The sequence below is a fragment of the Gemmatimonadota bacterium genome (assembly GCA_026705765.1).
GTDB lineage: Bacteria > Latescibacterota > UBA2968 > UBA2968 > UBA2968 > VXRD01.
Genome location: JAPPAB010000055.1, coordinates 100,219 through 124,210, shown reverse-complemented (window position 1 = coordinate 124,210; position 23,992 = coordinate 100,219). Strand labels below are relative to the sequence as shown.

24 protein-coding genes and 1 pseudogene are annotated in these 23,992 nt (G+C 46.8%); 8 read left to right on the top strand and 17 right to left on the bottom strand.

Translation table 11 applies throughout. The features are described 5' to 3' along the window. The first annotated feature begins 918 nt into the window (after positions 1–918). Together OXH16_07630 and OXH16_07625 are read left to right on the top strand one after the other, a co-directional pair. A complete protein-coding gene (locus tag OXH16_07630; GenBank protein ID MCY3681251.1) occupies positions 919–2,403 on the top strand; it encodes a hypothetical protein in 1,485 nt (494 codons plus the stop codon). 42 nt (positions 2,404–2,445) lie between these two features. Then, complete coding sequence (locus tag OXH16_07625; protein ID MCY3681250.1) at positions 2,446–3,198, top strand: FRG domain-containing protein; 753 nt, start codon at positions 2,446–2,448, stop codon at positions 3,196–3,198. A gap of 95 nt (positions 3,199–3,293) precedes the next feature. Here OXH16_07625 and OXH16_07620 read toward each other — a convergent pair whose 3' ends face one another. From OXH16_07620 to OXH16_07600, 5 genes are all read right to left on the bottom strand, one after another. Continuing rightward, a complete protein-coding gene (locus OXH16_07620) occupies positions 3,294–3,905 on the bottom strand; it encodes a hypothetical protein (protein ID MCY3681249.1) in 612 nt (203 codons plus the stop codon). A gap of 19 nt (positions 3,906–3,924) precedes the next feature. Further along, entirely contained in the window at positions 3,925–4,542 is a 618-nt protein-coding gene (locus OXH16_07615; protein MCY3681248.1) for a hypothetical protein, read from the bottom strand. A gap of 10 nt (positions 4,543–4,552) precedes the next feature. Then, the gene (locus OXH16_07610) at positions 4,553–5,017 is read right to left on the bottom strand and encodes a hypothetical protein (GenBank protein MCY3681247.1); all 465 of its coding nucleotides are present in this window, start codon (positions 5,015–5,017) and stop codon (positions 4,553–4,555) included. Positions 5,018–5,194: 177 nt separating this feature from the next. Continuing rightward, positions 5,195–5,359 (bottom strand): hypothetical protein, encoded by a 165-nt coding sequence (locus OXH16_07605; GenBank protein ID MCY3681246.1) that lies wholly within the window; start codon positions 5,357–5,359, stop codon positions 5,195–5,197. A gap of 297 nt (positions 5,360–5,656) precedes the next feature. Next, positions 5,657–5,908, bottom strand: coding sequence for a hypothetical protein (locus OXH16_07600; protein ID MCY3681245.1), 252 nt, complete (start codon positions 5,906–5,908; stop codon positions 5,657–5,659). Positions 5,909–6,339: 431 nt separating this feature from the next. Here OXH16_07600 and OXH16_07595 point away from each other — a divergent pair, with 431 nt between their 5' ends. Further along, a complete protein-coding gene (locus OXH16_07595; GenBank protein MCY3681244.1) occupies positions 6,340–7,017 on the top strand; it encodes a hypothetical protein in 678 nt (225 codons plus the stop codon). Between the two features lie 253 nt (positions 7,018–7,270). Then, positions 7,271–7,582 carry an HNH endonuclease signature motif containing protein gene (locus tag OXH16_07590; GenBank protein MCY3681243.1) on the top strand — a complete coding sequence of 104 codons (312 nt, stop codon included), beginning with the start codon at positions 7,271–7,273 and terminating at the stop codon, positions 7,580–7,582. Positions 7,583–7,744: 162 nt separating this feature from the next. On the opposite strand, the gene OXH16_07585 is transcribed toward OXH16_07590, so the two are convergent. The 6 genes and pseudogenes from OXH16_07585 to OXH16_07560 all read right to left on the bottom strand — a co-directional run bounded on the left by OXH16_07585 (position 7,745) and on the right by OXH16_07560 (position 11,380). Further along, entirely contained in the window at positions 7,745–8,638 is an 894-nt protein-coding gene (locus tag OXH16_07585; GenBank protein ID MCY3681242.1) for a hypothetical protein, read from the bottom strand. 60 nt (positions 8,639–8,698) lie between these two features. Continuing rightward, positions 8,699–8,992, bottom strand: a complete 294-nt coding sequence (locus tag OXH16_07580) for a hypothetical protein (GenBank protein MCY3681241.1) — start codon at positions 8,990–8,992, stop codon at positions 8,699–8,701. 33 nt (positions 8,993–9,025) lie between these two features. Continuing rightward, a complete protein-coding gene (locus OXH16_07575) occupies positions 9,026–9,247 on the bottom strand; it encodes a hypothetical protein (protein ID MCY3681240.1) in 222 nt (73 codons plus the stop codon). 101 nt (positions 9,248–9,348) lie between these two features. Further along, positions 9,349–9,666 (bottom strand): annotated as a pseudogene (locus tag OXH16_07570) (IS1595 family transposase). A 44-nt stretch (positions 9,667–9,710) separates the two neighbouring features. Beyond that, a complete protein-coding gene (locus OXH16_07565) occupies positions 9,711–10,589 on the bottom strand; it encodes an IS3 family transposase (protein ID MCY3681239.1) in 879 nt (292 codons plus the stop codon). A 158-nt stretch (positions 10,590–10,747) separates the two neighbouring features. Then, complete coding sequence (locus OXH16_07560) at positions 10,748–11,380, bottom strand: hypothetical protein (GenBank protein MCY3681238.1); 633 nt, start codon at positions 11,378–11,380, stop codon at positions 10,748–10,750. A gap of 200 nt (positions 11,381–11,580) precedes the next feature. Here OXH16_07560 and OXH16_07555 point away from each other — a divergent pair, with 200 nt between their 5' ends. Both OXH16_07555 and OXH16_07550 read left to right on the top strand, forming a co-directional pair. Further along, a complete protein-coding gene (locus tag OXH16_07555) occupies positions 11,581–11,967 on the top strand; it encodes a hypothetical protein (GenBank protein MCY3681237.1) in 387 nt (128 codons plus the stop codon). Between the two features lie 84 nt (positions 11,968–12,051). After that, on the top strand, positions 12,052–12,942 hold the full coding sequence (locus OXH16_07550) for a hypothetical protein (protein ID MCY3681236.1): 891 nt from the start codon (positions 12,052–12,054) through the stop codon (positions 12,940–12,942). 65 nt (positions 12,943–13,007) lie between these two features. On the opposite strand, the gene OXH16_07545 is transcribed toward OXH16_07550, so the two are convergent. Next, a complete protein-coding gene (locus OXH16_07545) occupies positions 13,008–13,508 on the bottom strand; it encodes a hypothetical protein (GenBank protein MCY3681235.1) in 501 nt (166 codons plus the stop codon). A gap of 354 nt (positions 13,509–13,862) precedes the next feature. Between OXH16_07545 and OXH16_07540 the strand changes: the two genes are divergently transcribed. Beyond that, the gene (locus tag OXH16_07540) at positions 13,863–14,204 is read left to right on the top strand and encodes an NIPSNAP family protein (protein MCY3681234.1); all 342 of its coding nucleotides are present in this window, start codon (positions 13,863–13,865) and stop codon (positions 14,202–14,204) included. Positions 14,205–14,297: 93 nt separating this feature from the next. Here OXH16_07540 and OXH16_07535 read toward each other — a convergent pair whose 3' ends face one another. Beyond that, positions 14,298–15,251 carry a hypothetical protein gene (locus OXH16_07535; GenBank protein ID MCY3681233.1) on the bottom strand — a complete coding sequence of 318 codons (954 nt, stop codon included), beginning with the start codon at positions 15,249–15,251 and terminating at the stop codon, positions 14,298–14,300. Positions 15,252–15,450: 199 nt separating this feature from the next. On the opposite strand from OXH16_07535, the gene OXH16_07530 reads away from it, so the two are divergent. After that, positions 15,451–16,011, top strand: coding sequence for a hypothetical protein (locus tag OXH16_07530; GenBank protein ID MCY3681232.1), 561 nt, complete (start codon positions 15,451–15,453; stop codon positions 16,009–16,011). 59 nt (positions 16,012–16,070) lie between these two features. Here OXH16_07530 and OXH16_07525 read toward each other — a convergent pair whose 3' ends face one another. The 4 genes from OXH16_07525 to OXH16_07510 all read right to left on the bottom strand — a co-directional run bounded on the left by OXH16_07525 (position 16,071) and on the right by OXH16_07510 (position 23,970). Next, a complete protein-coding gene (locus OXH16_07525; protein ID MCY3681231.1) occupies positions 16,071–16,271 on the bottom strand; it encodes a cold-shock protein in 201 nt (66 codons plus the stop codon). 206 nt (positions 16,272–16,477) lie between these two features. Continuing rightward, positions 16,478–21,004: a hypothetical protein gene (locus OXH16_07520; protein ID MCY3681230.1), complete on the bottom strand. Its 4,527-nt coding sequence runs from the start codon at positions 21,002–21,004 to the stop codon at positions 16,478–16,480. 207 nt (positions 21,005–21,211) lie between these two features. After that, positions 21,212–21,613 carry a helix-turn-helix transcriptional regulator gene (locus tag OXH16_07515; GenBank protein ID MCY3681229.1) on the bottom strand — a complete coding sequence of 134 codons (402 nt, stop codon included), beginning with the start codon at positions 21,611–21,613 and terminating at the stop codon, positions 21,212–21,214. 497 nt (positions 21,614–22,110) lie between these two features. Then, positions 22,111–23,970: a GWxTD domain-containing protein gene (locus OXH16_07510; GenBank protein MCY3681228.1), complete on the bottom strand. Its 1,860-nt coding sequence runs from the start codon at positions 23,968–23,970 to the stop codon at positions 22,111–22,113. Positions 23,971–23,992 lie beyond the last annotated feature (22 nt).

The following is a 23,992-nucleotide window of genomic DNA, read 5'->3' as shown; positions in this document are numbered from 1 at the left end:
AGTGGGTCTCCTTTCTTACTACTCATAAGGTACCCACCGAAACGGGTCAAGTCCAATGGGCGGTTGATGCTATTATCCACCAAAACGAGGCAAGTCCAGGATAGTCCAGCAAGGTTTTTGCTCACATTCGACTTTACTAATTGTTTTCAGGCCAACAAATAAAACGCGCCTCGAATACAGAAAAAAGGACCGTCTGTTAGAACGATCGACGGGCTTTTTTTGCCCCCTGACGTGCAGCCTGTGCGATAAAAAATTCACATATGTACCTCAAAGGGACAGGTTGACACACTGAGGGGGATCTGCATGTGAGGCATTTTGAGCAAAAGTACGCTCTTTTCCTACCATATCACCACTGGAACGCTATTTTTTTGCTTTTTTCTATCCGTTTATAGCTGTTCAGTGCCGACTAATACAAAAAAATAGACCGCACCTAATAGCCTCGAGTGTGGTCAAAGGCCCCTCTTTTACCCCTGTTTTGTGGTCACAGAGCGTCAATTTGCCCAGATTTGGCGTTCCCAGGTGGTCAACTTATGCCCTCTAAAATAGTTTTCTGACAAAATTAAGCAAAAAAACGGGGTATCGCCCGCCTCAAATATGGCCGCTGATACTCGCCTCGAGTACAACAAAAAAGCCCGTCAATCGAATATGATCAACGGGCTTTTGCTTCTGTCCTGGTCGATCACCGCAACCACAATATTTTTTGGATGCAGTTGGCCGCGGTAGCACAACATCTTGATACGCCAAGTACAGGGAATATATACGAAAGTGCCGAAGATAAAAGTGAGTTCCCAGAACTTAAGCCGGGAGGCAGGGAAAAGCGAGGAGAGTCTGGAAAAATATTGACAGGTGGGAAGGGGCCTCTTAATGTTGGGAGGTCCGCTCCGAGGTTAGCAGCAGAAATCGTTATGAAGTCGAAAGTTGACCACTAAAACGGGTCAAGTCCAGTTCCCAAAAGAACCCGCTAAGGCACCGCCTACTTTCCTCACAAAACCTGTCTTTAAGACCACAATACGATCCGACAAGTTGACCGGCGCGGTGCTGAAAGTCTGGGCAGAGTCCCATAGCGCACTCAGAGATGTGGTTGTTAAACATCTCGGCAATCTGGCAATGACGGCTGTGGATCCAGATTTTTCGGGAAATCAATTCCAAGGTGTCTTGTCCAGTGTTGCCTGGAGACACGAGACCGATAAAATTCTCGAACACCACGACGAATTTGATAAAAATGACATCGCTCTGATGCTGTGCTATGTATCGGGCAAAAGGCCCACAAAAGAAAAAGACGGTGTTTTGTCGCAGAGTCTCGAATATCTGGAATCCTTACCACCCAATGCGCCAGAGTGGGGAGAGACGCTTCCGAGCTTTGTCGAAGAGGTAAAGGCCATTATAAAGGCAAAGAAGGCGCAATATAAGCAAGCCAATGACCTCGACGCTCTAATCATCGAAGTCAAGGACGTTTTCTCATCAGAGCTGGAATTTTTAGAAAAAGATATTGCATCATGGTCTGCGGCACACTTATCGCCCGATGCTGATCTTTCAACAGTCCTTCGAGATACCCAGAAAATGCAGTCTTTGCTGACAGAGTATCAACCTATTCTCAAACCTGCGCCTGTCCTGAAGGAAGAACGCGAGAGAAGACCCAAGCGGACGAGGTTGGAGAATCGTCTCTTGTCGCTCATAGACCGTATTGATCCGTTCATGAGCGAGTCACGCACTCCGCCGATAGAGGCAGAACAACAATCCGATGTTCCAGCCGAAGAACAACCTGCTCAAACCCCTAATGACCAACGTGCATTTTCAGAGAAAGATTATAGCGCGTTGAAAGCAAAGCAGGAAAAAGAGATCAAATCGCTACAACGCGAACTACGGACGACCGAGAAGATGGTAGAAATGTGGCGCGTCGCATACATAGACGCGAGAGCGAGCAAAGAGGTGGCAATCGAGGGTGAAGATGAGGTTTTGTCTATTGATAGGGTGAATGACGCGGTTGAGCTTGCCAAAAAAAGATTTGACGATAAACTTCTCTTTCAACTCAATGGGAAGTCGCGCGTTGAGGATAATCCCTTTAAGGACCCCAAAGCCGTATGGGATGCGCTACAATGGCTGGCGACCACGTATTATGAATCTCGCCTGGGGGAGATTAAGCTGACAAATCTCGATGTGTCCGTTCGGAAAGCGTGTAAGTGGTGGTACAAGAGGCGCCAGAGCAAGAGGACGATGAAAAAGTACGAAGAGTGGTACACTACCAAAGTTGACAACAGGGTCTATTGGCTTGAAAGACACATTGGAACAGGGAGCAATAAGGATGCTCGCTATACCATTCGGGTCGCTTTTGATTGGGACGAGAGTAAGAAGCGCGTTGTTATTGGTTTCATAGGCCAACACCAACAGACAGACGCGACATAAGACAAAACGGCCTTCGGGACGGACGAAGGAAGGGGGAGTGATATGTTCTACAACGAACTGATCAAACAAATAGATTCCATGCCTTACACGCATCGGCAGATGTTGTTCAGGGGGGAACCTCAAAAATTTGAACACATATCCTCGGGATTCTACAGGATGCGTGAGAAGGGAGATCCTCGCTGGGCTGAATATTCTGCTCAAGAAAGAGAGGAGGATATAAAAATATGTGAGGGGCACGCAGTATCAGGTGCTGGCGTATTTGAGGGGGTGGATGTGGAAAGGGAATATGAATTGTTCGCTACATTTATGGGGGACAACCCTCTCGAGCAGGTGCCTAAAGAGTCCTGGGAGACGCTGGCAAAAATAAGGCAGGCAGGCGGAAAAACGAATTTCATAGACTTTTCAAGGGATGTGAATATTGCCATATATTTTGCATGTTCGGATATTGCAGGCCATCCCATAAGCCGCGGCAAATCTCGTCACGATGGGCGCATTGTGATATATCGCCCATTGACAATCCCCGAAAAGCACCCAATCATGGAATTCCCTCATGCCGGATACAGCAAGTACCAAAGTAGTGTTTTTGTTCGGCCAAGAGAGGGCGGATCTATCCCTCTTGATGAAGATGTATTGGCTATTCCGGTGCCAAAGGAAGAGAAGCTATCTCTTTTGAGCCATCTTGATGTTTATTGCAATGTAAGGCCAAGTACGGTATATCCAGACCTTGGGGGCTACATTAGGAACGAGGGCATGATTTTCCCCACCAAAGAGGAGATAAATGCCAAATATAAATAACCGCACGATCTTCGAAGCGGACAACCTCGATATCCTGCGCGGGATCAATACAGAATGGCCAGCGGCTTTTTTAACAACCTTACCTTTACGCCTATTTATCTGTGATATGATAGATCCACAGAAATTGGTATTACATACGACGATTCAAGCCTACGCACCCGGGCAGTGGAGAGGTGTGATTTGTAGAAAGGGAAATCAACTCTGGCCTCAAGTCTCACACGGTTTTTTGCGAGCCTAAGCACGTCTGCTCCAAGTGTTACGTGAGCACCAAAGCCTTTGTTGGCTCCATTTAGTGAACCACTTATTTCATAATTCGAGGGACCAATGGTGCCACGGTCGCCCTCAATGTTTCCTACAGATATTCCAGCCCCTATTGCTGGCATAATATTGCCATAGGTAAAGAAGCGTCGTGCGGTGATAGAGAGGAAAACAAAGAAGTATTCAACCTCTTGGAACACTTCTGATGCCGTGTGAGGTCGATCACTGGGCCAGACGAACCTGAAGTCGGCACCCACACTGTACTTTTTTATATGGGAAGACCATCCCACAAATACGCCAGGGTAAACATTCATATTCTTGTGAGGGACAAAGGCCCCAAAGATCCCGATATTCCATCCCTTGTAAGAATCTGAGCTTGTCATCTCTGCCTGTGCAGAACCAAACATCACAAGCAGGAATGATAGCACCAGCACCTTTTTGATCAACATAGGTGTTTCTCCTTATTCATTATCTGTGATAGCTAATGCCTATAGTTATAGGTAACAGATATGATTTGTAGGGGGGCTCGAATGTGCTTCCTCTGGATGCACTGAACTTAAAGAAAGGTAGGTCAGCTCTAGCCTCAAGCCTTAAGCGACTGTTTGTATGCCTGAGCACCTCTGCTCCAAAGGTTATATGAGCACCGAAACCCCTTTTGGTTCCATCGGTTATAGACCAGCCCTTGTGTGTAATTCGGCCATAAATGACAGCCAGATCTACTCCTGCTCCTATTACGGGTGCAACATCGCCCTGAGATAAGAAGCGTCGTGCGGTGAGGGACCAGAAAAGAAAGCCATACTGGAACACCTCAATATCATTTGGTGGCCATTGCATTGCATCATCTTTGGGCCAAGTGAATAGCAGGTCGGCTCCTATGTTGTACTGTCTGACATTAGTGGACCAACCCACAGATGCACCAGGGAAAAAAGTCATATTGGTGCCGGGTCCAAAAGCTCCGAATATCCCGGTACTCCAGAACCGATCTTTGCCAAAACCAGAGTCTGTCGTCTTTGCTTGTGAAGAGTCAACCAATATAAGCAGAGACAGTATTGAGATATACACAAGGATACACATATATCTGAACATGACATACCTCCTAAAGATCCCCGGCTACCGGAGCAAAATGGATAACGAGATGAGCGAATTTGTTGTCACTATCATAAGCATTTTTGACAACCTCTGCATAGGCTAAAATTGTCCTATTGGGATCGGCAATGCGAATGAAGCCTTCGGTGATAGAAACAATAAAGTCAAGGGAGTTTTGGTCCATCCATTCTTCAGCCATATCCTTAAAAAATTGTTGGTGCGGGATCAGGCTATCAGCGATTTCATTCCCTTCTTGTTTTAGTGGGTCTTCACCATTTTGTGTTATGACAAGTATGACAGTGTAGTGGTGAGTCTTTTTTAGGCGGCTATCATAGATAGAGATATTGCCGCCAGAGTCATAAGAATCACTGGTGAGTGTATGCACAATGACAGGATAATGGGGCTCTGTAGGGCTCTTATCGCAAGCAAGAAAGGTGAAGGCAATACATGCGCATACTACAGATTTTATAGTCACGGGAGACTCCTTTCTCATAACAAAAAAGGCCGAGGAGCGCATAGAGAGCGCGTACCCCGGCCTTTTGGTTTTTTCCGGCATCAATTCTGTTGGCTAATGATTACGGCTTATAAAAAATATAGAGGATTTTGATGGCCTTGTCGAGCGCCTTTTTTGGGGCACCTGAAAAAGTGCCCCTTACCTATGGACAAGCCCAGTACGATGTCTCACTCCACCATCAAGAGATGCGTAAAGTTTGCTGAGGTCATTTGCGTACTCGCGCAATTCCTCATAGGAAAAATGTTCAAGTCGTTCAATATCAACAAACTCGAATCTCTGCGTGTTCTTTGTTGCTGTTGTCATTACTCCCTCCTTATTGGAATTGTGAGGCTGAACCAACCTCGTAGGATTTGTGGACGTGGATCGCCCTTTCATCTACATATAGGGAGGTAATGGTCGAAATGGTTTTTTTCGGTAAAAATTTTTTAGGATGGACAAAGGCGACCAAAAGCGACAACTTGTCGCTTTTGGTGTATCCGATATGCTGTAGATACAGGAGTGAAGTGATCTATACACGAAAAAGGTCATCATTTGCTTATGTCTGGTCAAGCACCACAACCACAATATTTTGTGGATGCAGTTGGCCTACGAAAAGCTACATCAATCACAGGCTTGAAATCCAAGCCCTAAATACTCCACCAAAGCGATGCTGTTGCCAAATTGGTCGATAGGGAATCTGCGGTTGGAAAAGCGGCTGTTTGTGCCCGAATACAGGTTCTGTAAGCCCTGTGTTTCGTTGCATCGGGACAAAATTCGGAATTCGGCAACAGCATCCGAAGCGGGGTAACTCCAAATAACATTTATGGGAATGCCGATTTCTGTTTGATCATCGGCATTTTGTATGAAGCGCAAAATCTCCCTTCTTAATGCTTTTCTGTCTCTATCTGTCATTTTTTGGGGATTATATAGAATAGTGCCGGTAGTGGAAATTATGGGAGACGAAAATTGAGAAAGAGGAACAGGCGGAATTGGAAGTATTGACATGTGCTTGTTCCGGGGTATATCATAAGATGAGCTTAAAACATCTGCACCGATACGTTAAAGAATTTGTGGCGAGGCACAACATGAAACACCAGGACACGATCGACCAGATGAAGCGCATTGCAGAATCCTTCGAGGGACACCGGCTGCGCTACTGTGACTTGGTGGCCTGATATGTTCCGTGTCCTGGCGAGTACTTTAAAATGGAAGTTGCACTTTTTATATGCGGATCAAATCCTGCTCGACAAAAAACCACGCACTCAGTATATTCTACCTGAGTGCGTGGCGAGAAAGGAGTAAACATGAAGGATAATCTGAGCCAAGATGAATTCGATGACGAATTCTTCGATAGAAATAACTACACAGCGCTACCTCCATGTCCCCGTGATCCCAAAGAGCCTTTTATTTTTCGCGGAGAACCAGTAGGATTGACGCTACTGGATTTTTGGACTTGGGGTGGGTCTGATCTATTGGATAATATCTTACGTGGCCAAATCGCGGAGTATATCGTGGCACAGGCCACAGAGGCAGTATTATGTAAAGTTTATCGTAGATGGGAGAACGAAGATATAATGACAGCTCACGGCCATAGAGTCGAAGTTAAGTCCTCAGCGTATTTCCAGTCCCACCACCAAGATGGGCCTACGAAAATAAAATTTGACATTGCCAAAAAACATTCTTGGGATAACAGTACAGGCCGACGTTCAGAAATTCCATTTCGCAGTGCTCAAGTATATGTCTTTTGCCTTCTTACCACTAAGGACAGAAGGACCATTAACCCGCTTGATCTCTCACAGTGGGAGTTTTATATCCTATCAACAAGTGTTATCAATTCCCAGTTGAATAATCAAAGAGAGGTCTCACTTTCGCGGTTAAAAGAGTTAAACCCTGAAGTTGTAGACTATGACCAAATCAATGCCACCATCTTGAGCTTCGGGCTTCCAACATGGATAACCCCACAGCCACCGCAGGAAACCTGAATTCTCTTTACTTTGGCCTTATCGTAGCGCACGAAAAATACTGCTCAACAAAAAAGCCAGCCTCTGTGCTGGCTTTTTCCTTAAAAGCACTGTTGCAACCCGCGTCAGTGGATCACTCATATCGGCTTCCTAAAAAAATTTGATTTATCTCCTTGCCTTTCCCCTCGCCCGCCTTACATTCATGGGGACGAGACCGCCATCTCGTCCCCAGAAGATCACGAAATGTTGCACTACACTCTTTCAGGAGAAAGCAATGACACCCCGCGATCCGTACTTGAAATATATATTTTACTGTGCTCAGGGCCGTCGCTGTGCCGCGCCCTGCGATTACCGCACGGGTCTGGGCAAGCACCTGCCCATGGACGACCTGGAATGGGACCACATCGAGGCAGAGTCAAAGGGTGGTCCCGACACTCTGGGCAATCTACAGCTCTTATGCGAGGATCGTAATAAAATCAAGAGTGATCTGTCGATGCAGCACCTGCATTATGAGCTCGCAATCCGCCGAGCTGCATGGCAAGGGCTGATGCAGGGAATACAGGACGCATCCCCATGGAGAGGGTAAAGCAAAAACCGTGCCAAAAATTTCTCAGATCCGCGGCGAGTGCGCGCCTTTGAAAAATCTGTAAGTCACTATATTAGAAAGACTTAGATAAGACTTGATAGTAGTGCGGCACTATTGTATATAATCTCCCTTGTTCCGTCCCTATCCTACATAATCCCCTCATCAAAGCTCAAGGTTTCCCTGCTCCCCGGCATGCATGTGGTCTATAACTTTCACAATATTTCTTTCCGTCTTCAGTTGCCCGTCTTCTATCCATTGGATTGTTTGTAACTCAACATAGAGAGAATCCCCGGCTTTAAATCCCTCATCTCCTCGGGAGACTTTATCAATAAAATCATTGTCCGCAATGCCAACAAAAAAAGCAGTTTCATCCGCTCCTGTTGAGACCCGCCACTTGTCTCCTCTTTGAAAGGAGGGGCTAACAACAAGGACATATATTTTTTGCATACTTTCAGTTTTTTCTTCTTCCTCTCTCAGGGGCACATCGTAAAAGTCAATCTCACTTTTGTCAATGCTCTCTACGTTTTCTTGTTGGTTAATATCCATTCTTTCGACTCCGTTTTCACCTAAAGGAGAAATAAGATCTCTCATTGCCGATCTAATATTGGAGTCTGTGTAAAAATTGTATGTATTTTTATTTACAATAATTTTATTGTCGCTTCCCTCTATTTCTATGTGTATTTTCCCATCTCCCCCATCACTAACTTCATTTTCTTCTGGTTGCCTTCCTTTCAGGTACCTGTAAATTGCAAATAAACTAACCGTAGCCCCAGGAATGCCAACAAGGACTTGGAGGACGTCCATAGGGTTATCGTTCAAAAACGAAGTCGTATCAGAAATGGCTGTTATTGCATATTCAAATACCGCCTCAAAGGATCCTTCGCGTGTCGCCTTAATGCGCAATACACTTTTATTGCCTTCACCATAAAGGCTCTTGTTCGCGTATTCTAAGAGGTCTCCGAGAGCAATCATGGACGTACCCAAATCTCGCGCACTTATTGAATTGCCCTCAACCGCAGGCCCATGAAAAGCAATTTCAAATTCTTCTTTTGCCATAAATTCTCTTTTTGGGATGGGGGCGGGATTTTTGACGAAGTGGAACGTGGTGCGACGGGATTACGGCGACATGGCTTGCTTCAGGATAGCCATATCAGCATTGTAGCGATTGGTGACAATCTGCGCGGCCTTATCCAGCACAGCTTTCTCGGCAGACTCTTTGTTGATCACCGTACTTCTGAGTGCGTTACTCTCCTGTACGCCTTTCTCAAGCGCCTTTTCGTTGGTGCTGCCACCTTCGGCAGAAATGGCTGAAATGCGGGCTGACTCAGCATGACGGTCTCCTTTTTGACTGGGGAGTCTTGGGGAGCCTATGGGTGAAAGAATTATAGCACATAATGGATTGTGTGTCAAATGGTCACTATGCTACATAATCTCCTTATTCATTTATAGATAGCCCCCTTTTTCAGGGTCAAGCCCCAAACTTCTTAAATGCTCGTCCAATTCCGGCATGCCCGAAAATCCCTGATCTCTTCCACATTGAGAGCTAATAGTAGATCCATCTTTGACACCACGCTCTATTACTAATTGCGTTGTAGCGTCTTTACGAGACAATCCTGACCTTACTAATTCCTTCAATCTCTCGAAAACTATATCTTTTTCATACATTTTCTCTTCTCCTTTGAATGGCGTATCGTATAGATGTCTGGGCCACAGGCATGATTGAACTACGGGCCTGCTCCTATTCATGCGACATGTCGCCGCAAAAGTCAAGCTACCAGCTCGCAGTATTTCAGCCGTTGTCCCTCAAATCTCTGCACGATCATCTTCATCTGATCCAGCGTGTCCTGTGCGCGCATGTTCTGCCTTTCTACAAACTCTGCGACATATTTCCCCAGATGCTTCCTGCTGACCTTGTGGTACACACCCATGATTGCGCGTTTTATCATAGACCAGAAGGCTTCGATCCCGTTTGTGTGGCAATTTCCGCGCACATATTCACCCCGCGAGTGGATGACTGCTTCGTGCTCAAAGCCGTCTGCACGCAGGCCATTATAGGCGCGTGACCCATCTGTATAGACAGTTGCACCTGGAGTTACCCCGCTTCGGTGGAGAGTTTAGGGCTTGTGTTTCAAGCCTGTGATAGATGCAGTTTTTCATAAGCCATCGGTGCGTGATAGGCGATGGAAGAATGCCTGCGATGCGGATTATACCACCCTTCGATGTAGGAGAAGATAGCCAGGCGCGCTTCCTTATGCGTACGGAAGGATCGGCGATTGATCAGTTCACACTCCAAGGTGGCGAAGAAGCTCTCGCATAGCGCGTTGTCATAGCAGTCGCCAGCAGCCCCCATTGAGGGACGTACGCCTGCTTCACGACAACGCTTTCCAAATGCGATGGAGGTATATTGCGCCCCCTGGTCAGAATGGTGGATTACGTTTTCGGGATGGCGCTGGTAAAGGGCCATATTTAAAGCTGACAAGACCAACTCACTTTGCAAGTGGCTCGCCATTGCCCAGCCCACGACGCGGCGGGAGAAGGCATCCAAGACGACAGAGAGATACAAGAAGCCCGACCAAGTGGGTACATAGGTGATGTCAGCCACCCAGAGTTTATTGACCGTTGGCACAGTGAAGTCTCTCTTTACCAGATCGGGAGCCTTGACAGCCTGATGCGCTTTACGGGTCGTTGTGGTGCTCTTTCTGCGACTGATGCCACAAATGCCCATCTCACGCACCAGACGCGCTACGCGCTTCTTCCCTACTCGGATGCCCATATCCATCAGGTCTTTAAAGATGCGAGGGGCACCATAGGTGCTATCTGATCGGGTATGAAAGGCTTTGATATGCTTCTTGAGGTCTGCATCAACCTTTGCTTGTTTAGAGGGTGGACGTGCTCGCCAAGCATAATACCCGCTGAAGGAGACACCCAGTACTCGGCATTGCGTGGCGATTGGCCAAAGTTCCCGATGCGCTTTGACTAACGCGAAGATTTTTTGGGATCGCGGGATTGCATGGTGGACCTCCTTGTTGGAGTGAACAAATCAAGGACGGCTTCTCAGATGAAGTTCGAGAAGCCGCCCTTTTTTACTATTCGGGTGAGTTTTTGGACGAAATAGAAACGATCAGAGCCGTCTTCTGTCTGCTCTAACATGGGCATCACCTCCTATCAGTTTTGCTTTTTCCATATAGGAAGGTCTTTGCACATGGTTAAAGAGATACCTAATAGATTAAGAAAAACATACGCTAAGTATATTACATATTCTCTATTCTTATAAGACGAGATTTGCGACTGCTTATCAGAGACAGAACCAGCAAGCTCATTTATTTTATTAGCTGATTTTATTCTTAGAGAATCAATCTTTGTAATTAAGATTTCGTATGACTTTGGGTTGTCAGCTACAAAAAAATCATGAAGCAGATTATCGACTTCCTTTTTGGTTTTAGAATATTCCTCCTCACCAGAGGCTCCTGATGCTACCAGCATTGATAAAGCAGCCCCCCGAAAGTAGTAAATTGACCTATCCATTAAAAAGTGTATATTGGGCGCGGTGACAGTTTTTTGTATAAAGCTATCTCTTAGAAAGGCGAAAAAGATTTCCGCATCCCTTAATCTTTGTTCTCCTCGCTGGTGGTTGAGCCATAAGTTATCTTTTTTTCGCCGGATTTCCTCTATCTTACCTTGTTCATCTGTAATAATTCTTCTAGTTTGATAAAGAAATATGGCACTTATAATTGTGGAGAAGATTATAAAAGAAGTGCCTATAAGTGCAATGACCCATGATGATATGTTAGATAACATCTATTGCCTCCTCAACAATTTAATGGACCATAATTATAACTCTCCGATTAGTTGCTTAATGCCTGTGGAGTTACCCCGCTTGAGTGTATAGTGTAGAAGGTTCACCCAATCATCCCATGCCAGGGACTTGACCCGTTTTAGTGTATAATGCAGAAGGTTCACCCTAATTATCCTGTTCCATTTGAACGAGTGAGGACCAAATGAGTCTAATATATAAACAATCGACAAAGATAGATGAATATTACCCCACATTACGAAAAATTGATTGGGAGAATATCAAGCACCATTACGACATGGCACTCCTCCCTATACAACACGCAGATGAAATGTCTTACCCTATCGCGTCGATTGCTCTTGTGGAGATATTAAAAGCGAAAGGTACAAAATGTGCTGGTCGAGATGAGCTTGGATTAACGTATTCTGAATGTCCAGACTTGGTTCACCTATCTGGTGGATTCGATATCCTCGATGGAATAGTCATTTATATTTTCAGTCCTGTTGCTCTCAACCTACTCTCAAATTTCTTATACGACAAAATTTTTAAGAATAATGAGAGGGTCCGAGATGCGGAAATTATCGGGACATGACGTACTTGAAACAAAATCACTGCCTCCTATCACGAAGCTACCTTTTTACAGAACTTTTTGGACTTGACCGGAGCAATTCTGGCTATGAATAAAATACAAAGAAAACTCAATCAGTATTACGAGGACGTTGGTATAGCACCTATTACTAATATACCTGTTACGCTTGGCAACCTCGACGCCATATTTGATGCCTACCGTTGTCCTAAGAAAAAGAAAAAGAGTTGTCGGGATGCTTGCCAAGCCGCACAAGAAAACGTTCACTTTTTAGCGCGGACAGAGGGCGTTACCGTTAGCCAATATTATAAAAACAGAAATTACAGAGACCATCGCATACCCCGTATCGTGGTTGTCTCCTTGTCCGCTCCAGAACCAGATTTTTCTTCTGCAGAGAATGCGGAGAGTACAAAGAGGAAGACGTTGAATCCGCACTGGCGGGGAACAACAACGACAGTCCGGAGCCTTCTTCATCCCTTCATCGAACTAGATCGAGCAGGAGATGCTGGGGACCAAAGTACAAATATAATTGAGCAACTCTTCGTTCATGTGAGAACAGCGAAGTGTTGTTCCAGCGCGGGTGGAACAAATCAAGAATCCTACAGAGTGTACCAGAATTGTGGTCCTTATCTCGGGAAGGAATTGCGTATTCTTAAGCCCGATGTGATCGTTACCCAAGGCAATAAGGCACACGATCAGGCAGAACAGCATGTTTTTGATGAAATTGTCCAGCAAACCGCAGTCCAGTCAGTACAAGGTATCCCTAATTCCATCGCACGTATCGTGAGTCTAAAAGGAGATGGCCGCCGGATCTATTGGCTACGGTCATACTTCCCTATTGGCCGTTTCTATTCAAGCCACGCAGGTCCACCAATTCACTCTGAGTACAATTTAGTGGGCGCACATCGAGAGTATTTAGTGCGCTATGGAGAAGACATCCAGCAGTTCATGAATGAGGAAGATAGGTGGACTAATTGTTGAACATATCTATCTACGCGATGTGTGACTTCAAAACCGCTACAGAGTAATACCGATAAACACCGAGTTTATTTATTCGGGAGGGGTATCGCAGACCGTTTAATTTGGTCTGGATATTGCTCCTCAATCATTTTCCAAAATTCTCTCCTTTGTCTCTCCTTACTTTTAAGCTGGAGTAACGGCTGCAACCGATAGACCGCCAGGAAACTTAGCCTTGGGTCTGCATCATCCAATCCCAAGATAAAATCTTTAATTTTCTCATCCAGTTTGAGTAACTGTAGAATCAAGTGGACTTTGGTTTGTGAGATTCCCACCTGTTGAGCAAGTGTTCTCTGAGATTGAACATGCCCCTTTTTAAGAAGCTCGTGATAGTACAGAGCCTTTTTGATATAATTGGGATGTTGTAGTTTTTGAGTAAGTAATTGTTTTTGTGGCTTATGTCCGATTGCGATAATGTGCTTATTGTTTCTGCGAATGTGATAGATGGGAAAGTGATCCCATACGGTAAAAAGTTCAGTGAGTGCATCAGTCGGGCAACCAATTTTTTTAATAATAGAATGCCCCAGCATCGTTGTGCTGGGGCATATTTTGTCGAATGTGGGCGTTGTTGAAAAAAAATGAGGGGACGGCAGGGAGGGAATCCATTTACCTTGCCGCCCCCGAAGACCGGGCTGGAGTGAAGGGATATCTCGGCCCGGTCGTTGTGTTCATGGGGATCTGTATTAAGCTGATTGAACACTTAGACGGGCTGCAAACGCTTTTGGTGTCAAATTTGGAGGAAAAAAATGGATTCTGGTGCAAAAATATGGAGAGGTATAAAAAAGCTGAGTATTTGTGGGATTTTTCACTAAATTATAATACCAGAAATTCTCGTGTTATGTGTGGCATGAGTGATTCCTTTTCACCCTTTTTGGAGATTTTCTATGATTTACGATATGCGTACCTATGACCTGAATCCCGGTGCTTTGCAAGCCTATATGGATGCGGTGCGCGATGTGGCGCTTCCCTTGCGCGAAGATTATGGTATCAAACTTGCCGGGTGGTATTATACCGATATTGGGAAGTTAAATCGCGTTGTTCATATCTGGGCGTATCGCGATTATACCCATTTTGATCAGGCGCGGCAGGCCGTGCGCAGCGATCCCCGATGGGTTAATGAATATTTGCCCCGCGTTAAGGGGCTTGTGGTGCGCCAGCAAGATCAAATTATGCTTGCGTCCGATTTTTTCGAGTCCCGGGTTCCGGCTCTGTCGGAAGATGCATGAGCGGGTTGCGAGTGGGCATAAAAACGGGTAGAGGATTGTTGTGTTCTCTACCCGTTTCCTTTTTGTCCGGGAGATTGATCAGAGCAGGCAATGTCAGTCGTCATCCTTGCCCGGAATGTTCAGGCGGAATAACACGGGATGATGGTCCGAGTAGTGCTGTGCAAATAGATTCCCATTGTACGGGTCGCCGGGATAGGTTTCGGAGCTTCGCCAGGTGCTGCGCATCTGGTCGATGAGGTTGATGACCTGAAAATCAAATGCCTCGTCTATCTCGTCTAACCTGGCTGGGCGGTACATGACGTGGTCATAGGGTTTGCTGCTTTTGATTGCTGTGTTCGTTTTTCGGCATTCGTCGTTGAGCGAGATAAATCCCCGCGGGGTTACTGCTTTAAGTTCTGCGGCGTTTTCGATGTTCATATCTCCTACGATGTAGAAGTCCTGTTCCTGTGCGTCGTGGCGGTCAATCCACTGGGCTATGCTCAAAAGTCCGGCTTTGCGTTCTTTTTTCTTGTTTCGACCGGGAGATAAATGGACGTTGATGACGACGAAATCCATTTTGCCATTCAGTGTGCGGAAGCTGTGGGCGTGTGGCACGCGGGGATATACGGGATGGGCAGAGCGGTCTTCTGCGAGGTATCCATTGGGCAGGTCATGGGCAATTTTCAGTTTGTTGGGTTTGTAAAAGACTGCGGACCATTCGGTGCTCGATCCGGCTTTGTGGATGTTTTCGCCTCTTCCCGTGTCTTCACAAGATAGGGAGTAATCAAAGCCCTGTGCGCTCATGGCATCGAAGAATGCATCGGCTTCAGGGTCTTCGCTATAGGATGTGCCATCGCAGTATCGGCCATTATCAGGTGGGGCAACGAGTTCCTGGACGACGATTATGTCGTATTTTCCGACCAGTTGGGCAAGTGCTTCGTTGTCTTTCTTTTTGTAGAGTCCGAGGAATTTGATGTTGAAAGAACAGATTGTGATTTGTTCGTCAGAGACTTGTGGTCGGCAACCGAATAACAAGAGCAGAATACAGGATAGAAGGTATTTCTTCATTTTAATCGTCCGATCTCATTAAAGTTCTGACAGGTCGCGGTTTGCGATGGGTTTAATTATACGCAAAAATTGACTTCTTCAAAATGTATCAATAAGGAGTCGGTATCCGGGGGAGGGGTCAGGAAAATACTTGAAGAACACTTGAATTTTATCGACCATGAGCGCGCGTAGTTATCCGATCATTCAGGATAGGAGATTTATGATGAGCGATGGACAAATCATTTTTCAGGATACATTTGACGGTGGGCTGGATAGCGGCTGGTCGTGGTTGCGGGAACATCCCGATGATTGGCGGATTCGGGATGGGGGTCTGGAGATTTGCGTGCGTCCCGGTGTGAAGGATACGGTGCAAAATGCTTTGCTCAGGTCCGCGCCGGACCGCGGTGAGAGTGCTTATGCGGTCGAGGTTACGATCGCGAATCACAGCGAGCCGACGCAGCAATACGAGCAGGCGGGTATTACGTGGTATCACAATGGGGAACCGGTGTTCAAAGAGGTGAAGGAACTCATTGACGGCGATCTGTACATTATTCCAGGGAAGCAACCGATGCCGACGCAGAGCGTTCGTTTGCGGCTTGTTGTTACCGCGAATACATGGGAGGCGCAATTTCGCGCCGAGGGTGAGTCCGCGTTTCAGACTGCGGCTTCGGGTGAATTGCCTCCTCCGGGGGATGATCAGGTGAGTATTCAGTGCTATAATGGTCCGGAGGAAGGTGACCACTGGATACGGTTTTCGGATTTTTGTATCAGGCGCGTATAAAAAAAGCACCATCTCAAAAGAGGTGGTGCTTTTTGGTTAATTCTGAATTTATTTTCAGATTATTGCTTTACGACATTCGCCGCCTGGAGGCCCTTAGGTCCCTGGGTGATTTCAAATTCGACGACATCGCCTTCGGACAAAGACTTAAAGCCCTCAGATTGAATCGCAGAGAAATGGACAAAAACATCTTCGCCATCTTCTTGCTCGATAAAGCCGAACCCCTTGGCGTCGTTAAACCACTTAACTCTTCCTTCTGCCAACGTACTTCACCACCTTTCTACATCGTAAATTGCACTATCAGATCGAAAAAATCGAAAAAAAGGCAAGAATCAGAAGTTTCGATTCTTGCCATACCGTCTTTTCAGGCCGATTGTACAGGAAACAAAACAACACATTCTTAATGCATGGGCAAAGATACCCTTTATCATCTCAGAAGTCAACGTTTTTTCAGAAAAAAAGTTCCATATTAGACTGTAGCCCCGGCGAGTATCATCTGTCCTTTTTCTGTGTACTGCGCTTTATCTTCTGGTGCGACGGTGCGCCAGATGAGGAATTGTTTGCGCAGCGCGTTCATAAAATTCTGGTTGACGCGCCGCCATGATGAGGCGTCGCCAGAGAGCCGATCTATGGTCAATGTCATGGCAAAAATATTGTACTCGCCTGTGGGTAAAGCTTCAAAATGCACTTGCTGGCTTACGCCCAGATCATAAGGTGCCAGCCAGATTGTTGTGTCAATTGTGTGCCCCTGTCCGGTTTCGGTTTCAACCGCGCCGAATCGCGCGCCATCTGTGTAAAATGTGCCCAGGCTCTCACCTGCGTGCGCTTGAAAATAATCGACGAGGAATACGGATAGGCCAAATACGTCTTTGCCGCCTACGGTAAATGGAAATTCAAAATGCCAGCGGTCGCCTTCGGGATCGGGGAATTTCCAGCGGCGCGTTACGTCGGGCACGGCCAGGAGTGATGCCTGGCGCGCGGGATAGATTGATGAGAGTAGAACCACCAGCATGACCAGCATGGAGGAGGTCACGGTTGAGAGTGCCGAGTAGTTCACAGTAAGTCCCTGCAGGGCATCCAGCCACAGTAAAATTTTGACGACGCTTTGTCCCAAAAGATATCCGGCAACGGTTCCCAAAACAGCGTAAACACAGGCCTCGGCTATAAATAAGAAGGCGATGTGTACGGGTGCTAATCCCACGGAAGAATAAATGCCGATTTCGCGGAATCGCTCGTACACCGATCCCATCATGGTATTGAGTACGATCAGCGCAGCGACCAGAATGGGGATAAACAAATTGGCCATGCCTTGCAAAGACGTATCGCCCAGTGAACTGTAAACCGCGACGCGTATGCCGCCATCTGCTGTCGGGATGCCGGCGAATAATACCACGGATAACCGGGATAGAAATGATTTGATCTCGGCTTCGACATTCACTTCTTCTTGAAATCGCACGGCCACGGATTGCAATGGACTGCCCACATCGCGCAGCAGGGCATAGGATACGATCAGCGTATCATCGGGGTCCAGATGCTCAAATGGCACGGTCTCGACTTCGGGGCGTTCCAATCCCTGCCGCTCGCGGGTTTCAGTCTGCGACATGACGGTGATAAACTCGTCTTCGGTGACTTGAAAATCTGCCGGTGTTAAGATTTCTTCATCCAGATCGACAAATCGACGCATTTTTTCAGAGTTGATCAGCCCGATTACTGTGAGTTGTTTGCCAAAGAGGCGAATGTGCGCTTTGCCGATGTCCTGTTCTGTTATGCCCAGGAGTTCCGCTGTTCGGTCGGGCAAAATACAGGCTGACTCGCCCGGTTGAAACCAGCGTCCGATCCGCAGCAGGGTATCGATCTGCGTTACCTGGGCTTCTTCTGGCGCCAGTCCCAGGATCCCCTGGACGCGGGAATTTTTCTCTCCATAACGCACCACGGCTTTTGATTTTTTGTCTTCTCTTGTCGCAATATACCAGCTTCGAGGCGTTACGGTGCCTCTGTCTTTGAAATTTATCCGCGCATAATCATAAGCCGTGTCTTCCAGTGGTCCCCAGAATTTGCTTCTGATCAGTATGCCGGGATATGGACCTTCCACATCGCGGTGAAGCTGGTGAAATTCCAGTGCCGATTTGATAGAGGTAAAGGATAGCACGGTAAAGGTGAGCAGGACCAGGGTTGCAAATGTCAGCCATGTGCGCATTTTGCGCTTTTTCATGTTGGCAATGCCCAGTTGGAATGCCGCCACGGATGCGCTGATGCGCCCCACGTCGGTTTCGTGCAATAATACTTCGGCGCTGCGGAGTCGTCGGATATTTTCGTTGAACCGGCCCGATAGAATCGAGATGACAAAGATCGCCAGTGCCAGGATGACAAAAGCGAGTAAGATTACAAAGGGATTGGAGAGGTCAAATGCGGGGTGTACCTGTGAGAGGAATATCCAAATGACCAGAAAGACCGCGCCGATCCCGCCGATTTGCATGCGAATATCGGAGAAGGTAAAGATCAACCGTTCGAGGAAAAACGCACAGGGGATGACCAGGAGCATGAAGAAAATTACGCCGCGGATGACGTCGTTTTGGGTTGTTTTTACGTCTGGGTATGCCCGCGATTCAATGCCCATGCCCGCGCGTGTGTGTTTTACAAAGGCATCCCATTGTTTTTCTTTCAGTGCGGTTTCTGCTTCATCTAAGTGTTGTTTGGCCTGCGCGTGCAATACTTCCAGTCGCTGATTTTCAATTGAGTACTGGCGCAGTTTTCGCATGCGCGACTCGTTCAGCATCCACATATCTCGCGCCGCCTGATAGGGCGTGCGGATTAAGGAGCCCGATGAGAGGGTTTGAAATCCCTCGCCCCGGGCATCCCACTCGTTATCGGCGCTTTTTGAGTTGAGTAGCAAATAGCGCACGCCGATTGCGCCTGCGCGCATGGCTATTTTTACTTTTTCTCCCGGGGATGTATAGACTACGCCGACGGGTTCGTCTGGCCCAAATCCGATGTCATAACCGTATTCTTGCGGTGCGGTATTGCCCGCACCATAGACGCTGATGTCGGATAAGGTGTTCAGATACCGGGGATCGACTGTGTCGTAGAAATCGGTTGCCACGCAGGGGAACAGGATGACGGTTTGTTTTGTGATCCACCAGTTCATGTTGAAATGGCCGCTGTAGATTTTGCCCTGCCGCCCCTGGTTGGGCGCGTACGTGATTTCGCCGCTGTGGGGATCGATATAGTACGCCCGCACGTGTACGCGGCGCTCTGCCACGCCCGGGATATAGTATTCGCCGTTTTCGTCTGCGAGATCGTAGTAAATGCGCCGCACGCCTTTGATTGATTTTTCCAGGCCCATGCGCATGGCGGCTATTGCACCTGGTCGCGATTTATCGGGTGTGATGCTGCGCCGAGGGAAGGTGCGCACATATCCTTTGAGGCCGCGCATGCGGTCGGTGGGATCCAGTTTGTAATCGGGTAAAAATTCCCGATCGTTGAAGGACAGATCCAGCATGCCCGCGAGTACGCGAATCTGTTTGGTCAGGTTGGCGTAGTTTATGTACTCTGCCCGGTCTAGAGGGGTATCTACGCGGAATCGCGCGTCGTTTATGGTTGTCAATGAGAGTGCGGGGGTGCCCGCATAGAGTACGACTTCGCTGTCGCTTTTGATATTTTCGCCGGGGATGTACATGTCCCAGGTCATGCCGCCTTTGGGGTTGATCCCATCGACCATGACGTCTTTTGAAGGTACGCCCATGCCTTCGGCAATGGCGGTTGCATAGCGTACAAAGGATTTGCTAAATGTGGCAAAGAATCGCGTGGAGAAATAATTGACCGCTGTGTTGACGCCAAACCCGGCGGTCTGGGTTGATACGCCTATTTCGTCTGTCTGGCTGGAGAGGTCCAATCCGATGAACAGGTCGATGTCAATGGGTTCGGTCATGAGTGCGGCAAAGTGTTCTTCTTTGCGCGAGTGCCGGTTCAGGAAGTCGCAGATGCCCCGGAATCCCAGGTGGTGTGCGGATGATGCGAGGAAGAGGACGGTGTATTTGGGGCGATGTGCTTGAAAGTATTCTGCCAGACGCATGAGTGCGACAATGCCACACGCCATTTCAGCACCGGGTGCCTGTGCGGGTACGACAGACATGGCGTCGTAGTAGGCGTTGATGACGACGATTTTTTTGCTCATTTCCGGGTCTGATCCTTCAACCCAGCCCAGTACGTTGGCGACGTCGTCTTTCTTCCAGGGCATCCGGGATTCGAGTTGTACTTCTATTTCGCCCTGGTCTGCCAACAACGTGCGTAATTTCTCGCCGTGTTCGCGGTCGATCCAGAATCGCTCTACGGTGTTGGGTACTTGCAAGAATTTTGTTTCGGCCTGTGTATAGGATGTGGTATCTGGGGCGATGAAGATGATTTGTTTTGCGCCCAGGACTGCGGCGTTGAGCCATTTGTTCCAGGTGTTGAAGTTCAGGAGGACGACGGTGTTTTCCACGTCTTTGCCGTCGTAGGCTTTAAATTCGCCGTCGCCGCCGTCGATCAGGCGCGTTCGTATGCCGCCCGGTGGCAGGGTGGTGGTTTTGACCAGGTTGGGCCATAGCCCGTAGAGCGGAAAGATTTCGCCAGAGGAGACGATGGTCAGTTGGCTGCCTTCATCTACGGGTGAGGTTACGCCATAGGTTTCTGTTTCTACATTTTTTAAGCCGAGTGCTCGGAAGCGTTGTTCGATGAATTGCGCGGCGGCATCGTGTCCCGGATAGCCCGGTACGCGGGATTTGTATTGGGTAAAGGTCGCCATTAATGCGCGTACTTCTGCTTCTGTGATTTTGCGCTTTACGCGATCTGCTACGACTTCGGCTCCCGGCACTGGGGCTGGTTCTACGGGTTCGGGGGTTTGCAATCCCAGCACATTGCGCAGCAATGGGTCAACCGTATCGGGTCCTGAGATGATTGCGCCAAACCCAAATACGACAATCCCGATTAATGCCAACCATCCGATGCGACGATACATGGAGGGTCCTTTCAAAAAGGCGGATAATCCAAAATTCAAACACTATTATGCATAAAAAGACAACTTCTGCCAAATAAAATTAAGGCTACTAACCTTTATAAAAAAGGCAGTCCAGGTCGCGATTTGATGATCCGTGCGAACAAGTCTGCCTTATTTACCAACGTCTGAGATTATTCCTCAGACCGGGTTGCTGGTTTGAGTGCGTCCCTATGGCACCATTGTGGATATAGCCGCAGTTTGTGGCTCTGCATCGATGTTGTCATCTGAAAAGCTTACAACGTTAAAGGTTTCTGGATCAAATTCTGATTCTCGGCGGACTAACTCGCTGAATGAGACAAATTGAACAAGCAGTCCCACATCAAATGCTGCACAAAGCTTGTGCAATATTTGTACTGATGGTGGGTCACTATCAGGGTCCTCCAATTCGGCTATTTGGCTCTCGGGAATGCCACTGTTCTTTGCAAGATCCGCTTGTGTCCACCCTCTCGCCCTCCGAAGTGCTCGGATTTGGAAAGGTACCTCAATTTCAAACTGTCCTTCGACGTAACCTTCCCGATATTCCTTATCTTGTAGTTCTTCCCAAAGTTCAGAGCTTGAATTCAAGTTCATGAGCTTCTCCTCTTTGTATTTCGGAGTGACGTGTTACCGCTGTCTTATATGCGTTTGGTGGTTTATATATGTTGTCTTTATGAGTAAAACCACACAAAAATGTTACTCGCCTTAACGATGGAAAGTAACAGAATATTCGATGTGGTACGCGGTGTTCACCGGGCCAACGCGCTTCGTGCAGTGCTTGAAATTTGTCAAAGTAAGGTCTTTGAGGTTGAGAAAGTTGTTTTACAATACGCAAAAATCGTTTAAGGCGCGATTTGTTGTTCGGAGATAATCTCTGATACCAGTCAGTGACAGGAAGCCGACCGTTTTTACTTTGATATTCTTGGTAATACCACACAGCTACCCCACTTCACAAGCCCACAAGTGTATAAAGTAAAATTAAACGATGACAAGGTGAAATAAATTAGCAAAGCGTATATCTGAAAGCAAGGGAATAAATCTCGACATGATATAGCCATATTTGCGAATAGAGAAATGAATACACCTCTGAATTATTGTTCCATACTTCTTTCTATGGCCCTTTGGTATCTATCTGAAAGAGATTCTTCTTCTCGCTTTGTTACGCGTTCATTGATTTCATTTTTATTTAAAATAAAAAGGGCCTCTTGAGAGCTTGTTTGCTGGCTTATCAAATCATGAACCTCAACTGCAAGCTGATATAGGCCCGGTTTTAATTTTTTTGTATCCAATTCAATATATATCGGCTCAGTGGCGCTGTTTCCATTATAGTCAGAACTAATCGAGATCTCTGGCTTTTTGTCGGTAACTAATTTACCCAGGAAAGATGATATGCTGCCCAATAGACTGGCATTTTTTCGTACATCTTCCCAGATCGTGTATTTAATGCGGAATTTCGTTTGTCCAAATGTATCTTTTTGCAAATTGTAAATTTCATAATAAATATTGACTGCCTGATTTCTCAGATAATTTCGCGTGGGCATAGGAATGACCCAAACATCGCCCTTTTGAAACTTGTATGATTGGGGTTCAGTGAAGATGTGATAGGCCATTTCAATATCGCTTATGCTCAGTGAATCGACAGCATAATTCGGAATGTGAATTTGCTGTTGATAGAACCCCCATTTTCCAGAATTTTGATCTGTGAGATGAACGATGAGCCGATAATCTCCCGGTAAAGCTTTAAGAGACATCGCATCAATAGCGATACCACTTTGCATACTTGACAAAGATACAGTGTGTTGAGCGCTGTTGATGACCGTGCCTTCGTCATTCACGAGAGATGCTGTCCAGTTAATAAGTGCAGCGGTTGTTGAGGTATCATTTTGGGCAAAAATATCCTTTGGCAATAATCCGAGATAAATATTCTGATCTGTTTCGAGGTCCTTTCCCCGGAATGTTGCCAGATCATAGTAAAAGTTCAAAATTTCAGTGCCGGGTATTCCATTATAAAAATCAGGTGTCTCTTTGGCATGGTGCCCAATAATAACTTGAGGATGGAAATTTTGCGACGCTACTGCTAAAAGAGGACTCTTAGGAGGGATTGGATAATCCCAACTGCCATTCATGAAGTGATCTGTAAATACAATTTCTATGCCTTTGCCAATACCGAGATAAATCCACGATTCCCAGGGAAATCTGGGCGAACCATCGGGATGGCGATCTATGGGATAAATGGGATCTGTCAGGGCACCTTTGCTCTGCTTGCGCTTCAAGGTGTTCCATTCGGGAACTTGCTCTACGCGATTAGCCCTTTGCAAATTCAAAGCAAGTTCGTAAGCCAATCTTTCTTTTAAAAATTCAACAGATAGGGGAGGAACTCTGCCTCCATAACTCCCGCCAAATTTGTAATCCGGTTCACCAAACTTGATATACACCTCGCCGCGCCGATCCCAGGGGTGTTTCCCATTAAAAAACTGGCGTGCATACCATACTCTTCTATAGTGTTCTACTTTTCTGATATTAGCCCCTGCACTCAATAAGGGATCTCGCTTTTTCCAAAATTCGTTTATGAACTGGCCTCGTTCTTCTTCTTTTAAGCTGCTAAAGGTATTCTGTTCTTCAGGCGACATCATCAATGTGATGTCCTCGTAATATCTGCGCTCATCTTCTGGTATCATACGCAGGAACTTTTGAAATAAATAATCAGCCACCTTTACATCACCCAGGGCTGCATAGGCTTGTGCCTGAAGAGGTAACCAATTGTCCTTGTCCGCGTGACTTGCAGGTAATTGTTCAATAATCTCCAAAATTGGCTTATACCGATAGTCCTTTGCGTAATTCAGCGCCATTTCATACTGCGCTGCATCAAGTGTCTGCTGATCCTCAAGTGCCCACAGGAGTTGCGGAAATAAGAAGATCCAGAGCACCAACCAACGGTTCTTGCCAGTCATGTCATCCTCCTATTGGCACACG

Bases quoted from the DNA above. Each gene is read 5' to 3' on its own strand.
- OXH16_07510 (MCY3681228.1), bottom strand. From the start codon at position 23,970: ATGACTGGCAAGAACCGTTGGTTGGTGCTCTGGATCTTCTTATTTCCG.
- OXH16_07590 (MCY3681243.1), top strand. From the start codon at position 7,271: ATGACACCCCGCGATCCGTACTTGAAATATATATTTTACTGTGCTCAG.
- OXH16_07515 (MCY3681229.1), bottom strand. From the start codon at position 21,613: ATGAACTTGAATTCAAGCTCTGAACTTTGGGAAGAACTACAAGATAAG.
- OXH16_07520 (MCY3681230.1), bottom strand. From the start codon at position 21,004: ATGTATCGTCGCATCGGATGGTTGGCATTAATCGGGATTGTCGTATTT.
- OXH16_07545 (MCY3681235.1), bottom strand. From the start codon at position 13,508: ATGCTGGGGCATTCTATTATTAAAAAAATTGGTTGCCCGACTGATGCA.
- OXH16_07585 (MCY3681242.1), bottom strand. From the start codon at position 8,638: ATGGCAAAAGAAGAATTTGAAATTGCTTTTCATGGGCCTGCGGTTGAG.
- OXH16_07535 (MCY3681233.1), bottom strand. From the start codon at position 15,251: ATGAAGAAATACCTTCTATCCTGTATTCTGCTCTTGTTATTCGGTTGC.
- OXH16_07530 (MCY3681232.1), top strand. From the start codon at position 15,451: ATGATGAGCGATGGACAAATCATTTTTCAGGATACATTTGACGGTGGG.
- OXH16_07550 (MCY3681236.1), top strand. From the start codon at position 12,052: ATGAATAAAATACAAAGAAAACTCAATCAGTATTACGAGGACGTTGGT.
- OXH16_07625 (MCY3681250.1), top strand. From the start codon at position 2,446: ATGTTCTACAACGAACTGATCAAACAAATAGATTCCATGCCTTACACG.
- OXH16_07540 (MCY3681234.1), top strand. From the start codon at position 13,863: ATGATTTACGATATGCGTACCTATGACCTGAATCCCGGTGCTTTGCAA.
- OXH16_07575 (MCY3681240.1), bottom strand. From the start codon at position 9,247: ATGTATGAAAAAGATATAGTTTTCGAGAGATTGAAGGAATTAGTAAGG.
- OXH16_07605 (MCY3681246.1), bottom strand. From the start codon at position 5,359: ATGACAACAGCAACAAAGAACACGCAGAGATTCGAGTTTGTTGATATT.
- OXH16_07560 (MCY3681238.1), bottom strand. From the start codon at position 11,380: ATGTTATCTAACATATCATCATGGGTCATTGCACTTATAGGCACTTCT.
- OXH16_07615 (MCY3681248.1), bottom strand. From the start codon at position 4,542: ATGTTCAGATATATGTGTATCCTTGTGTATATCTCAATACTGTCTCTG.
- OXH16_07620 (MCY3681249.1), bottom strand. From the start codon at position 3,905: ATGTTGATCAAAAAGGTGCTGGTGCTATCATTCCTGCTTGTGATGTTT.
- OXH16_07595 (MCY3681244.1), top strand. From the start codon at position 6,340: ATGAAGGATAATCTGAGCCAAGATGAATTCGATGACGAATTCTTCGAT.
- OXH16_07555 (MCY3681237.1), top strand. From the start codon at position 11,581: ATGAGTCTAATATATAAACAATCGACAAAGATAGATGAATATTACCCC.